Origin of the sequence: Paenibacillus agri, assembly GCF_013359945.1 — a bacterium.
Taxonomy (GTDB): Bacteria; Bacillota; Bacilli; order Paenibacillales; family Paenibacillaceae; genus Paenibacillus_AQ; species Paenibacillus_AQ agri.
Window position 1 is genome coordinate 38,735 of sequence record NZ_JABWCS010000190.1, and the last position, 14,004, is coordinate 52,738.

The 14,004-nt window shown below is 50.5% G+C and carries 10 protein-coding genes and 1 tRNA gene; 2 read left to right on the forward strand and 9 right to left on the reverse strand.

Going from position 1 to position 14,004, the window contains the following annotated elements:
- Nucleotides 1-2: 2 nt before the first annotated feature.
- The 3 genes from lon to HPT30_RS04630 all read right to left on the reverse strand — a co-directional run bounded on the left by lon (nt 3) and on the right by HPT30_RS04630 (nt 4,875).
- A complete protein-coding gene (gene lon / locus HPT30_RS04620; protein ID WP_175370308.1) occupies nt 3-2,333 on the reverse strand; it encodes an endopeptidase La in 2,331 nt (776 codons plus the stop codon).
- Between the two features lie 175 nt (nt 2,334-2,508).
- Nucleotides 2,509-4,218: an ATP-dependent protease LonB gene (gene lonB / locus HPT30_RS04625; protein ID WP_175370309.1), complete on the reverse strand. Its 1,710-nt coding sequence runs from the start codon at nt 4,216-4,218 to the stop codon at nt 2,509-2,511.
- A gap of 138 nt (nt 4,219-4,356) precedes the next feature.
- On the reverse strand, nt 4,357-4,875 hold the full coding sequence (locus HPT30_RS04630; protein ID WP_312876294.1) for a hypothetical protein: 519 nt from the start codon (nt 4,873-4,875) through the stop codon (nt 4,357-4,359).
- A 520-nt stretch (nt 4,876-5,395) separates the two neighbouring features.
- On the opposite strand from HPT30_RS04630, the gene HPT30_RS04635 reads away from it, so the two are divergent.
- Nucleotides 5,396-5,641: a hypothetical protein gene (locus HPT30_RS04635; RefSeq protein WP_175370310.1), complete on the forward strand. Its 246-nt coding sequence runs from the start codon at nt 5,396-5,398 to the stop codon at nt 5,639-5,641.
- A gap of 301 nt (nt 5,642-5,942) precedes the next feature.
- Here the strand turns inward: HPT30_RS04635 and ispG are convergent, their stop codons facing one another.
- The 5 genes from ispG to HPT30_RS04660 form a co-directional block, all read right to left on the reverse strand.
- Nucleotides 5,943-7,067: a flavodoxin-dependent (E)-4-hydroxy-3-methylbut-2-enyl-diphosphate synthase gene (ispG, locus tag HPT30_RS04640; protein ID WP_175370311.1), complete on the reverse strand. Its 1,125-nt coding sequence runs from the start codon at nt 7,065-7,067 to the stop codon at nt 5,943-5,945.
- A gap of 207 nt (nt 7,068-7,274) precedes the next feature.
- Nucleotides 7,275-8,531, reverse strand: a complete 1,257-nt coding sequence (clpX, locus tag HPT30_RS04645) for an ATP-dependent protease ATP-binding subunit ClpX (RefSeq protein ID WP_175370312.1) — start codon at nt 8,529-8,531, stop codon at nt 7,275-7,277.
- Nucleotides 8,532-8,543: 12 nt separating this feature from the next.
- On the reverse strand, nt 8,544-9,134 hold the full coding sequence (gene clpP / locus HPT30_RS04650) for an ATP-dependent Clp endopeptidase proteolytic subunit ClpP (RefSeq protein ID WP_066376827.1): 591 nt from the start codon (nt 9,132-9,134) through the stop codon (nt 8,544-8,546).
- A gap of 317 nt (nt 9,135-9,451) precedes the next feature.
- Nucleotides 9,452-10,780 carry a trigger factor gene (gene tig, locus HPT30_RS04655; RefSeq protein WP_175370313.1) on the reverse strand — a complete coding sequence of 443 codons (1,329 nt, stop codon included), beginning with the start codon at nt 10,778-10,780 and terminating at the stop codon, nt 9,452-9,454.
- A gap of 96 nt (nt 10,781-10,876) precedes the next feature.
- The gene (locus tag HPT30_RS04660; RefSeq protein ID WP_175370314.1) at nt 10,877-11,770 is read right to left on the reverse strand and encodes a hypothetical protein; all 894 of its coding nucleotides are present in this window, start codon (nt 11,768-11,770) and stop codon (nt 10,877-10,879) included.
- Nucleotides 11,771-11,942: 172 nt separating this feature from the next.
- Here HPT30_RS04660 and HPT30_RS04665 point away from each other — a divergent pair.
- Nucleotides 11,943-12,016: transfer RNA gene (locus tag HPT30_RS04665), tRNA-Arg, on the forward strand.
- A gap of 174 nt (nt 12,017-12,190) precedes the next feature.
- On the opposite strand, the gene HPT30_RS04670 is transcribed toward HPT30_RS04665, so the two are convergent.
- Nucleotides 12,191-13,999 (reverse strand): LTA synthase family protein, encoded by a 1,809-nt coding sequence (locus HPT30_RS04670; RefSeq protein ID WP_175370315.1) that lies wholly within the window; start codon nt 13,997-13,999, stop codon nt 12,191-12,193.
- Between the last annotated feature and the right edge of the window lie 5 nt (nt 14,000-14,004).

Consider the following 14,004-nt stretch of genomic DNA (forward strand, 5'->3'; position numbering starts at 1 on the left):
TTTCAGGTCTGATGCTCGACAAGCGCATGATGCAGCACCTGGTCCATATGGGACACCGGCACGAACTCTACATCTTTTTTGACGCTGTCGGGAATTTCTTTCAAGTCGCGTTCATTGTCCTTAGGCAGCAGAATTTTCTTGTACCCGGCACGATGAGCCGCAAGCGATTTCTCCTTCAATCCACCGATCGGCAGGACACGGCCGCGGAGCGTAATCTCACCAGTCATGGCGACATCCTTCGAGACATAACGTTTGGTCAACGCAGAGATTAGCGCCGTGGCGATCGTGATACCTGCCGATGGTCCATCCTTCGGAATGGCACCTTCCGGGATGTGGATGTGAATATCATTTTTCTCGTAAAAATCAGGCTCCAGCCCCAGCTCCACCGCTTTCGAACGGGTGTAGCTGAAAGCAGCTTGCGCCGATTCCTTCATGACATCCCCTAGCTGTCCGGTCAGGATCAGCTTGCCCGCGCCCGGAACTACCGTCACCTCAATCAGCAGCGTATCTCCGCCAACCTCGGTCCAGGCCAGACCTGTAACCGTTCCGATCTGGTCCTCTAGCTCAGCCATGCCATAACGGTATTTGGAGGTCCCCAAGTAATCCTTGAGGTCTTCCTCAAGAATAACTACAACTTCCTTCTCTGCCGAGACCAGCTGCTTCGCAGCTTTGCGGCACAAGGCGGCAATCTGCTGCTCCAGGTTACGCACCCCGGATTCCCGCGTATATTCACGGATAATCTTAAGCAGGGTCTCCTCCGGTATGCTCAGCTGTTCTTCTTCCAGCCCATGGTTCTTCTTCTGCTTCGGCATGAGATAACGACTGGCAATCTGCAGCTTCTCCAGTTCGGTATATCCCGGAATAAACAGCATCTCCATCCGGTCCAGAAGCGGACGCGGGATGTTGTGCACCGCATTAGCTGTTGTGACGAACATGACGTTGGACAGGTCAAATGGCAGCTCGACAAAATGGTCGCTGAACGTATTGTTCTGCTCCGGGTCTAGAACCTCCAGCAGCGCGGCTGAAGGATCGCCGCGGAAATCCGCAGCCATCTTATCAATTTCATCCAGCAGGAAGACCGGATTCGTACTGCCAGCTGTCTTCATGCCTTGAATGATACGACCTGGCATGGCACCGACATACGTGCGGCGGTGGCCGCGAATCTCGGCTTCATCCCGCACACCGCCGAGCGAGATGCGGACGAATTTGCGATTCAGAGAACGGGCAATCGAGCGCGCCAGTGATGTTTTGCCGACACCCGGAGGCCCTACAAGACAAAGAATCGGTCCCTTGAGCTTCTTAACGAGCTGTTGAACCGCCAGATATTCCAGCACCCGCTCCTTCGGCTTCTCCAGACCATAATGGTCGGCATCCAGCACCTCTTCAGCCTTCACGATATCGAGATCATCCTCGGTCCAGTCATTCCATGGGAGGCTAAGCAGCCAATCCACATAGTTGCGGATTACGCCACCTTCTGCGGAACTGGCTGGCATTTTCTCCAGACGGTCGATCTCCTTCTCGATCTTCTCTTTGACACGTTCCGGAAGATCCTTCTCTTCCATCTGGGCCCGCAGCTCTTCCGCTTCCCCTGCCCGGCCTTCCTTCTCGCCAAGCTCTTTCTGGATCGCTTTCATTTGCTCGCGCAGGTAATACTCCTTCTGCGTCTTCTCCATCTGCTTCTTCACACGCTGGTTGATCTTGCGCTCCAGCTCTAGCACTTCACGCTCATTGTTGAGAATATCGAGCAGCTTCTCCAGACGTTTGCGGACATCAATGGTCTCCAGGATCTCCTGTTTATCCTTGATCTTCAGCGCCAAATGACTGGTGATCACGTCAGCCAAACGCCCCGGCTCCTCAATATCGGACACCGCAGCAAGCGTCTCTGGCGTAACTTTCTTGGAAAGTGTGATATAGTGCTCGAACTGATTCAGAACGGTGCGCATCAGAGCATCGCTCTCCTGATCGGCTCCCTCTTCCTCTGGCAGCTCGCGCGCCATTACTTCATAATACTCCTCATTATCCGTATAATGAATGATTTCGGCCCGTTCCACACCTTCTACCAGCACACGGATTGTGCCGTTTGGCAGCTTCAGCATCTGCCTTACGTTGGCGACGGTACCCACCCGAAAAATATCTTCCTGACCCGGTTCCTCAATATTCACTTCTGATTGAGAACAAAGGAGGATTAAATTATCTTCAACCATAGCCTTCTCCAGCGCTTTGACTGACTTCTCGCGGCCCACGTCCAGGTGAAGCACCATGCTTGGGTACACAAGAAGGCCTCTAAGCGGCAATAAAGGAAAACGACGACCTTTCGATTTGTTCTGTATCATCGCTTTCACACCCCCAATGGCTCTCAAGTAATGTCATATGCATTCATTTTAACAAAAGCAGCATCAAAACACCAACGGGCCGCTTTTATGCGGCCTGCCGGTGTTTGCTATGTTTGTACTGCAATCTATTTTGCAAGCTACTGGCGGTGATATTGGATCTGCAAAATAAAAAAATCTACAGATTGGCGCTTTCGCCGGAAGCATCGGCTTTGAGCAGCGAGGGCGCTCCCGAGAATGTTTCCCCGGATACGGCCGGCAGTCTCACATCGGCGATATGTGCGCCGAAGAGGTGACGGAACACTTCCTCCACGGTCTCCACGGGAATGACCCGCAGTGGCGAGAGATCCTCGAACAGGGATTGCCAGTTGTCCTTGGGAATCAAAACCGTGGTGGCTCCAGCCTGGAAGGCGGCTTCCACTTTGGCAATAACGCCACCGACCGGCTTCACGCGGCCATGAATCCCAATCTCTCCGGTAATCGCCACCGTGTTGTCCACGGGAAGCCCCCGGATAGCCGAGACAATCGCCACAGCCATTGCCACTCCGGCGGAAGGTCCGTCGATGGGTGTACCACCCGGGAAATTAACGTGCAGGTCATAACGATCCGGCTCCAGGTTCATCGTGCGCAGCACGGTCAGGACATTCTCCACCGAGCCCTTAGCCATACTCTTACGCCGGATCGTCCGGGAGCCGCCGCGCGTCTCTTCTTCATCGACAACACCGGTGATGTTGAGCCGGCCCTGTCCAGCCGTAGCAGGTGCTGCCGAAACTTCGATTTCCAGCAGCGTGCCCATGCCCGGCCCGTAGACGGCCAGCCCGTTGACCAATCCCACCTGCGGAGCTGTGGGAATCTTGCGCTCGGTGCGCAGCGGGAGCTGGCTGCTGCTCGCTACCCACTCTACATCACCCGCGCTAAGGGTTTCGCGCTGCTCCGTCAGCGCAAGACCAGCCGCCAACTGGATCATGTTGACGGCTTCCCGCCCGTTGGTAGCATATTGCTGTACAACGGTAACCGCCTCGGGACTCGGCTTCAGCCCGATTTTCTGAATAGCATCACGGGCAATGACGGCAATCTCCTCCGGCAGCAGCGGCCGGAAATAGATCTCCATGCAGCGCGAGCGAAGCGCAGGCGGAATTTCCTCTGGCGAGCGCGTCGTTGCGCCTACCAGACGGAAATCGGCCGGCAGGCCATTTTGAAAAATATCATGAATATACGCAGGCGTATTGCTGTCCTCCGAATTGTAATATGCGCTCTCTAGCAGCACCTTCCGGTCCTCCAGCACTTTGAGCAGCTTGTTCATCTGGATGGGATGTAGCTCTCCAATCTCGTCGAGAAACAAAATCCCCCCATGCGCCTTTGTAACTGCACCGGGCTTGGGCTGAGGCACTCCGGCCACGCCCATGGCTCCTGCACCCTGATAGATAGGATCATGCACGGAGCCGATCAGCGGATCGGCAATCCCCCGTTCATCAAAGCGGGCCGTAGTAGCATCAATCTCTGTGAATTTGGCATCATTTTTAAACGGGGAGAGCACGTTCTTCTTCGCCTCTTCCATCACTACACGCGCTGCGGCCGTCTTGCCAACACCCGGTGGCCCGTAAATGATGACATGCTGCGGGTTCGCACTGCACAGCGCGGCCTTCAAGGCCCGCAGGCCATCCTTCTGCCCGACAATATCTCCGATAGAGGCCGGACGTGTCTTTTCCGATAACGGCTTGGTCAGCGAGACCATCCGCATTTTGCGCAGCTTATCCAGCTCTTTTCGCGATTCCCGGTCTACCGCCGTCTTATTGGTCTTCTGTCCCCGCAGCAGATTCCAAAAATAAACGCCGATAACCAGCGCGAAAAAGAGCTGCACGATCATCAGCAATATACTTAATTCCATAGGTCATCCTCCTGTTCGTTCTGAATACCTCTCTTGTACCCTTGGCTACTACTAGGTAGTATAGCCGTTTCGGTCATTCATAAACGCTCGGAGGCGATGATTTCTGTATTAGCGTTCTACTTTTCCAACTCTCTCTCATCAATCCCAGTAATGCAGAACCTCACGGCCTAGTTCATACTGTACATTCCGCATTCCATCACCTCTTTTAACAGGTACCAGCCAACCCTTCTCACACAATCCCGACAGCAGCATACGTACCCTTCTTGGGTTCAAGGCAAAAAAATCGGCCACATCCTTCGGACGGATGCTTCCAGCTTGCCCTACGACAAAACGCATGACTTCTTTTTCCATGAGCTGAACTCTGCCATCTGGCGCCTTAATCGTCTGGTGCCGGCTGAGCGCAAGTCTTAGTAGGGTTATACACAAATCTGGACGTTGTTCCACGTCATCGTAAGCGAAGGAAAGTACCTGATAACCCATACCATAGAGAAAAGTTTCTCTGTTAAGCTCATTACTGTACTTCTGTCTGTCCATGTCTCTAACATGCGCTGCATACCCTTTGATCTCGAACAACAGTTTGAGGGGGCCCGGCAAATACGCGAAATCTGCAAAGTACGAACGTCCTCGCCAATCCAGCACTTCATACTCCGGATGCAAGTCAGCAAAATCCCCCCGAAGCGGCCACCATACATTGTGTAAAAATAGTTGTTCAGCATGCCCGTGTCCTCTTTTCAGCCGCCCCTGCCTCTCTCCCGACCTGGCGATCAGATGGCGCTCTAGAAAGGCTTCATGTGCTTGTTCATAATTGATAATTTTCTCCTCCTTCAATAAAAAAATATAAAAAAACGCCCTGCTCTCGCCGCCGGATAAACCGGAGCGTTCGCAGGGCGTTCTTCGCCACAACTTAGAAGTATGAATTATGCCTCTTCCTCCCCACAGCTTGAAGGCTGGGACAAATTAAGGGCAAAATCGTATCTTAATCACACTGATAATTAGGGATATTTAGAAATAAGGGTATTTTAGTACCTTAATTCCAAGGTTATTCACCTAAACCCTAACATTTGCTAAATTTAAGGTGCAGAAATGCACTTATATTGGTTTTTTCCTCACTTGGCGCGTATATAAGGTGCAAAAATGCCTCTATTTTCGAAATAGGCCCCGGCGCGAGCTGCACAGTATGAGTATACTAGCATCAGTTGCTCAGCACGAGCCACCAGTATCAGTTACCATCACCAGCTTCTCCGCACGCGCTTCCCACCAGTATCAGTTTACCAACACCAGATTCTCCGCACGCGCTTCCCACCAGTATCAGTTTACCAACACCAGATTCTCCGCACGAGCTGCACAGTATGAGTATACTATCACCAGTTTCTCAGCACGAGCGGTTCAGTATCAGTTTATCAGCACCAGCTTCTCCGCATGAGCTACACAGTATCAGTTTACCATTACCAGTCCTTCAGCACGAGCTGTCCAGTATCAGTTTTTCAACACCAGCTTCTCCGCATGAGCTACACAGTATCAGTTTACCATTGCCAGTCTCTCAGCGCGAGCGGTTCAGTATCAGTTTATCAGCACCAGCTTCTCCGCATGAGCTACACAGTATCAGTTTACCATTACCAGTCCTTCAGCGCGAGCTATCCAGTATCAGTTACCATCACCAGTTACTCAGCACGAGCGATGTGAAGCTACTTCCAACCCATAAATAGTTGAATAAAATAATCGGATTATGCCGTTTCAATCGGCCCTAATTGAGCATGCTTGCGGCCGGGAATTTCCCCGGTTCTTTCAAAATGCTCGACGATGACATCAATCTCTTTTTTCAATTCGGAGACGAGATCGGCTTCAGGCACTTTGCGGATCATCCGGCCATAGCGGAACAGCAGACCTTCTCCACGCGCCCCGGCAATTCCGATATCAGCCTCACGCGCTTCCCCTGGACCGTTGACGGCACAGCCCAGCACGGATACTTTAATCGGCACCTTAAGCTTGGAAATGTATTCTTCCACTTCGTTAGCAATCGAGAACAGGTCGATATCCAACCGTCCGCAAGTCGGGCAGGATATCAGCGTGGCCGCGTTGGAGATCAGACCGAAGGTCTTCAGCAGCTCACGCGCCACCTTGACTTCTTCCACCGGGTCGGCGCTCAGTGAAATCCGCACGGTGCTGCCAATACCCATGGAGAGCAACGCGCCGATGCCGGCGGAGCTCTTCACTGTACCAGCAAACAACGTGCCGGATTCAGTAATACCAAGGTGCAGCGGGTAAGGGATGACTTCTGCCGCCTGGCGATAGGCTTCAATGGCCATCGGCACATCAGACGCCTTAAGCGATACGATAATATCGTGGAAATCCAGCTCTTCCAGAATCCCGATATGATACAAAGCGCTCTCGACCATGGCTTCCGGCGTTGGATAGCCGTACTTCTCGAGCAGGTGATTCTCCAGCGAGCCGGCGTTTACACCAATCCGGATCGGAATCCCTTTTTCCTTACAAGCCTTAACTACCGCTTCAACCTTCTCGCGGCGGCCGATGTTACCCGGGTTAATCCGCACCTTGTCAATGCCGTTCTCAATCGCCATGAGTGCCAGCTTATAGTTAAAATGAATATCTGCTACAAGCGGAATATGAATCTGTTTCTTGATTTCCTTGATGGCCTCAGCAGCTTCTTCATTGTTAACGGTGACGCGCACCAGCTGACATCCGGCTTCCTCAAGCCGCAGAATTTCCGCTACAGTAGCTTCTACATCCGCAGTTTTGGTAGTACACATGCTTTGAATCGCAACCTCGTTATTACCGCCAATAATGACTCCGCCTACATTGACGGGACGGGTCTGGTGTCTCAAGAACATGATTTCTCCCCCATAACGCCAAAGCTCCACCCCTTCGCTCCCGCCAGTGAAGCGGGATAAGCGGAAGAAAGGTGGAGACGATGGCATGTATTGTTAAGGACGCAACATAAGCTGGACTTAAGAATTAGGTGTTGCGAATCGACCAAAACCCTGTCCCCACAGGGGGTTATCGATTCAAAACGTCGATTCTTAAGTTCACTCTATATGTTACGCGCTTTCCTCTTGTTTCTTGTCTTTCTTAACGTTCAATTCCGGCAGAGCCTTCTCTTGAACTACCTGCTCGGTAATGACACAATCCTTGATGTCATCGCGAGAAGGTACTTCGTACATCACGTCAAGCATAATGCTCTCGATGATGGCACGCAGGCCGCGGGCACCAGTATTGCGTTTGATAGCTTCCTTCGCGATCGCTTCAAGCGCTTGTGGCTCGAACTTCAGCGCAACGTTATCCATCTCCAGCAATTTGATGTATTGCTTCGTGAGTGCATTCTTCGGTTCGGACAGAATCCGTACCAAAGTCTTCTCATCCAGCGGCTCTAGCGTCGAGATGACCGGCAAACGGCCTACGAACTCAGGAATCAGACCGAATTTGAGTAGGTCTTCCGGCAATACCATGGACAGGTATTCTCCAGGTTTCAGATCTTTTTGACCTTCAGCTGCAGCGTTGAAGCCGATGACCTTCTTGCCGATACGGCGCTTGATCATTTGCTCCAGGCCATCAAAGGCACCACCAACGATGAACAGGATGTTCGTAGTGTCGATTTGGATGAATTCTTGATGTGGATGCTTGCGTCCGCCTTGCGGTGGAACAGAAGCTACTGTGCCTTCAAGAATTTTCAGCAGGGCCTGCTGTACACCTTCACCCGAAACGTCACGGGTAATGGACGGATTCTCGGATTTACGTGCCACTTTATCAATTTCATCAATATAGATAATACCGCGTTCGGCTTTTTCCACATCATAATCGGCCGCCTGGATCAGCTTCAGGAGAATATTCTCCACGTCCTCACCAACATAACCAGCTTCGGTCAAAGAAGTCGCATCGGCGATGGCGAAAGGTACGTTAAGAATCTTCGCCATAGTCTGTGCCAAGAGCGTCTTACCGGAACCTGTCGGACCAAGCAATAGAATATTACTCTTCGTCAGCTCGACATCTTCCACCTTGCTCTGACTGTTCACACGTTTATAGTGATTGTATACCGCTACCGACAGGGATTTCTTAGCTTGCTCCTGACCGATAACATATTGATCAAGAATATCGCGAATTTCCTTCGGTTTCGGAATATCCTTCAGATCCAGCTCTTCTTCATGACCGAGCTCTTCTTCCACGATCTCCGTGCACAGCTCGATACATTCGTCGCATATATAAACGCCAGGTCCGGCTACTAGTTTGCGTACCTGTTCTTGCGATTTACCGCAAAAAGAACATTTCAATTGTCCTTTTTCATCATTAAACTTAAACATCTAACCACCCCTTTAAGATTTGATCGGTGAAGTGAGGACCTGGTCAATAAGCCCGTATTCCTTTGCTTCTTCCGCGCTCATGAAGTTATCGCGGTCGGTATCCCGTTCGATTTTTTCAAGGGGCTGACCTGTGCGATCTACATAAATTTGATTCAGCTTCTGTCTGGTCTTAAGAATCCAGTCTGTGTGAATCCAGATATCGGAAGCCTGGCCTTGAACGCCGCCCAGCGGTTGGTGAATCATAACCTCGCTGTTAGCAAGCGCAAAACGTTTACCCGGCGCACCCGCCGTCAAGAGCAGCGACCCCATACTTGCGGCCATGCCCACACAAATCGTTGAAACATCCGGTTTGATGTGCTGCATCGTATCATATATACCCATGCCGGCTGTTACAGAACCACCGGGTGAATTGATGTACAGGTGTATGTCTTTTTCGGGGTCATCCGCAGCCAGAAACAGCAACTGGGCGATAACCAGATTGGCGACATCATCGTCAATCGCATTGCTCAGGAAAATGATGCGGTCCTTAAGCAACCTGGAATAGATATCGTATGAGCGTTCGCCCCGACTTGTAGATTCCACAACCATTGGTACCAGACTCATGTCACCAACCTCTTTTCTCTGTATAGATTAGTCTTTCCGTTTCAGAAATATTTTAACACGTTCAAGGCGCGATGTCATTTTTTCACTGCCGTCGTCCATTACAATGCTTAAGTGTATGACATTACCTCGCAATTATATCCGTATTGACAGGGTTTCATAACCGCATCCCGAAGCTTCTGAGAATTATAATCTCTGACAGGCAGTGAAAAACATGTCATATGTAAAAAATAAGGCACGTAGCTAAATATACGTGCCTTATCTTCTGTGTATGAAGGCCTGCTAACAGGCCATTATAGGTAGATCAGTCCGCGCAGGAATTACTCAGCGCTTTTATCTTCAGCTGCTTCTTCAGTAGCTTCTACTTCTACGCTGCTCTCAACAAGCAAATCAATGGTTTTGCGCAGGGAGAGCTCTTCGCTCAGGCTGCCCAGGGAACCGTTCGCTGCAAGAATGCTGCGGATTTCCTCAGGAGTACGTTTGAAGGATTCAGCCATAGTAGCCAGCTCTTGGTTAACTTCTTCTTCGGACACTTCAATGTTCTCTTGCTTCGCGATAACTTCCAGAACCAGGTTGTTGCGAACGCGTTTTTCAGCATCGCCCTTCATTTGGTTTTGCAGGTCTTCACGAGTTTGGCCGGAGAAGCTCAGGAACATGTCCATGTTCATTCCTTGTTGACGAAGACGGTTGTCGAAATCGCGAACCATGTTCTCAACTTCGCTAGCGATCATCGCATCTGGAATTTCAACTTCAGCGTTAGCTGCAGCTTTATCAACAACAGCGTTCTCACGAGCGCCTTTCAGTTCATCCGCTTTACGGGATTCCAGTTGTTTCTTCAGATCTGCTTTGTACTCATCCAATGTATCGAATTCACTTACATCTTTAGCGAACTCATCATCCAGAGCTGGAAGCTGTTTGCGTTTGATTTCGTGCAGCTTCACTTTGAATACAGCAGCTTTACCTGCAAGGTTCTCAGCATGGTAAGCTTCAGGGAAAGTTACTTCAACATCTTTGAAGTCTCCAGTGCCCATGCCTACAACTTGCTCTTCAAAACCTGGAATGAAGGAATTGCTTCCCAGTTCCAAGGAATGACGCTCAGCTTGTCCGCCTTCGAATTGTACGCCATCAACAGAACCGTCGAAATCAATCACGGCGATGTCGCCCAGAGCTGCTGTTTCGTCTTCAACGACAACCAGCTCGGCATGACGCTCTTGCAGACGAGTCAATTCTGCATTCAGCTCATCTTCTGTAACTTCAGCTTTTTGAGCTGGAACTTCCAGACCTTTATATTGACCAAGGACTACTTCTGGTTTCACAGTGATTTTCGCTTTGAAAATGAAGGATTGACCTTTAGCGAATTGCTCGATGTCCACTTCAGGACGGTCTACAGGGAAGATATCGGTTTGTTCAACCGCTTCACCGTATGCTTCAGGAAGAAGGATGTCAATTGCATCCTGGTACAGGCTTTCTACGCCAAAACGGGATTCGAAAATCGGCCGTGGCACTTTACCTTTACGGAATCCAGGCACGTTTGCCTTCTTAACTACTTTATTAAAAGCTTTGTCGAGTGCTGCAGCTACACGGTCTGCTCCGACTTCGACTTCAAGAACGCCAAGGTTCTTCTCTATCTTTTCCCAAGTTGCTTTCATGTTATACTTTCCCCTCCAAAAATAGGTTCACAAGTTTACTCAAATATTCACGCAGTTCACGCACAGAATAACCATTATATTATATACAACATCACTTCATTTATCAAGTAGAGAAGTCTTTACAAATCCTTTCAGAGTACGGTACGCACCTTCAAATTGAAAGCGCATGCTGTCTGTAATCCCGTACATGGCCCGGGTTTCCTCTTCCTGCCGAGCGCCATTCAGACTCTCGGAGACCATCTGGTGCAGCGCCCCGGCCCATATGTCCAGCATGGCGTACTCCCCTTCCAGCAGCGTCCGGTAATCTCTGGAGCCATAGATAGACATCACGAACTGTCCCCAGAGCTCCTGGGCAAAATAATATAGCGTAGGCTCATGTACCTCTGCCTGCTCAGCCACTCGTTCCAGAACCTGACTTATCTGCGGCGGGAATTCCTCGTTCTGTAGCGGCACACTCTCGATCTCGACAACGGCCGTCTCCTGGCCCCGGACCAGATGAATACTTCCCTGGGCGCCGCGTCGGCGCAGCGTCTGCAGCGTGCGGAATTGCAGGAGTGGATGGACATTGTTCTCCTGAAGCCAATGACTCAGTGCCTCATCGATTCCTTCCCCTTCCAGATAGGAGAGCTGTTCCAGCGCCAGAATTGTCGATTCGGACAGTGGTTCTTCCATAATCTTTCTCAGTAGCTTGATGGGGTAGTCAGCATCTTCCTCCAGCTTGGATCTCGCCAGCACCCGGGCCATATCCTCTTCCTGGAGCTCTTCCTCTTCTTGCCGGGAACTGCTGTCCGATTCTCCGCTGCCGGAGGCATAAGGAAAAGCGGCCACCAGCCAGTCGAGCAGGGACTGCCATTCCTCATAGTGCCGCTCTTCCTGTCCCTGGCACTGCAGCAAAAACCGCAGCAGCTCCATCGCTTCCCCGTAACGCTCACTCTCCAGCATGACTGTCAGCTGAATCTGGTAATAATCCAGCGTGCGCGGAAATAACACGATATTGTCTTTGGCAGGGGAATTTGATTGTTTAATGAGGGCACCTCCTTTTTTTTCAAAACGATATCTTGGTTGATTATAGCATATCCTTGGCCACGTTTAAAAAAACCGCTTGAAAAACACTCTTATGTATGATAACATAATTTTTGCTTGCTTTTCACTCATTTGCCGTGTCCCGGTAGCTCAGCTGGATAGAGCATGCGCCTTCTAAGCGCACGGTCGGGGGTTCGAATCCCTTCCGGGACGTCATGCAGAAGCCTTCCTTTACGGAAGGCTTTTTTGCGTTCTCATAAGGTGTCATAAGAACTACAATAATGAGTTTTAAGACATCTGTAGTTATATCTTATCCATGAAAAAATGCCCGGGTTGCCCCGGGCATTACTAATAGATCTGCTATTGTACCAACGTTGTACCAACCGCCTAAAACAACAGGTCTTGTGAATAATTCTCGCCTTCCAGAATATCGTACTCCACAAGCCGATAATCCTCTAAAAGCGCCTTCTGCTGCTCGCTCAGATCCTTGATGGGATCGGAAGAACCGATGAGCACACTTTTACTCAGGCCCGGAATCTCTGCCTGCACCTCTCGCAGAAGCTTATAGAATACCGGCATCTCCTGACCCGACAACTGAAATACCGTGGGCCCGATGAACGCAGGGCTCATCGTCCCCGCCGATTCTTTTCCAATATCAAAATTAGCTAAGTAGATTAGCTTCGTCTCATGCTTCAACCGTGGATCATTGTCCCATCCCGCCTGGGTGTAAATATCAGCCGACAGCGCCGGCAGATGATCGCCCCAGAAGGCAACGATTGTCGGACGCTGGATTGTCTTTAACTCCTTGGCCAGATAAGCCACCGCCTCATCCGTCAGCTTCGTGTCATGGACATAGGTCTCCAGTTCGTCCTTCCAGGCCGGCTGTGTGCCGCCTACACTAATGGTATTCTCTCCATTTAATCCTTTAATAAAAGGAAAGTGATTCTGCATGGTTACAAGATGCAGGAAGGTCGGCTGCTTGGCTGCCTTCAACTTATCCACGGCCTCCTGAACGGCAGACATATCGGAAATATAGCCGTTCGGCGTAATCCGGTTGGCGTTCTCCATCTCCTTCTCACTGGTGAATTCGTCGAAGCCCAGGATCGGATAGACCCGGTTTCGGTTATAGAAGGTATCGTCAAAAGGGTGAACGGCAAGCGCCTGATAGCCTCTGTCCTTGAGTATGCTAACAATGGAAGGCATCCCTGACATTTTGACAATCTTCTGCTGGTAAGGGATCGAGCCGTCTTTCAGAAAATACATCGACAAGCCGGTCAGCGCCTCAAATTCGACATTGGCCGTGTTCCCGCCAAACTCTGGCGAGAGCAGGTAACCGGACGGCGTGTTCTGCCCCTCCTGATGAATGTACGCCAGCGGGTCTTCACTGAAGGTGAAGCCCGGCAGACGTGTCACATCAAAGAACGCTTCATCCATCATATACATGATGTTAGGGCGCTCCGCCAGCGCAGCAGTCTTATCTTTATCAGCCGGTAAAGCACCGTATTTCTTAGCAATCCGGGCAATGGACTCCTGGCTGTAGTCATCCGGCTTCTCGATCAGCTTCTGCTTGAGATTGCCCGTGAAGGCAAACACAAAACCGTTCTGGCTATAATTGACCTTCTGGTTCCAGTAAATATTCTGGTACTGAATAGAAGTAGCCAGCGCATGCTGACCACTAACCATCCAGATGAATCCGGCGATCATAGCAGCGGAGAGAACCGTGCAGGCTGCGCGCAGTGAGAAGCGAATCTTCACTTTAGGCAGCTTCCAGATTAAATAAACTGCTACGACTAGCAGGACGACTGCCAGTACCACCGCGAGCGGGGAGATCATCCCTGATGTGATTTTGCTCATCTCACGAGCGTTTTTAAGCTGCATTAAGTCCCAGGGGAACAGTGGCTCCCCAGTAGTGGACAGCTTCTTGTAATCCGCTATGCCAATCAGAAGGCAACCTGCGAACGCCAGCAGCGTTCCGGCATAAATATTAGGGATGATTACAGCGAAGCAGAGCAAAACAAAGAAAAAGAATAAGCTACCAAATATATAAAGCCAGTAATATTGCGAAATCCAGGCCAAAGCACTGCCGGCATTCATTCCAAGCGAAGCGGTCTGCATGAAGAAATTGAGCAGAAATCCGCCGGGCAGCAGCAGTAAAAGTAGCATATTCAGTCCTTTGGAAGACGTAAAACGGCGCATACATA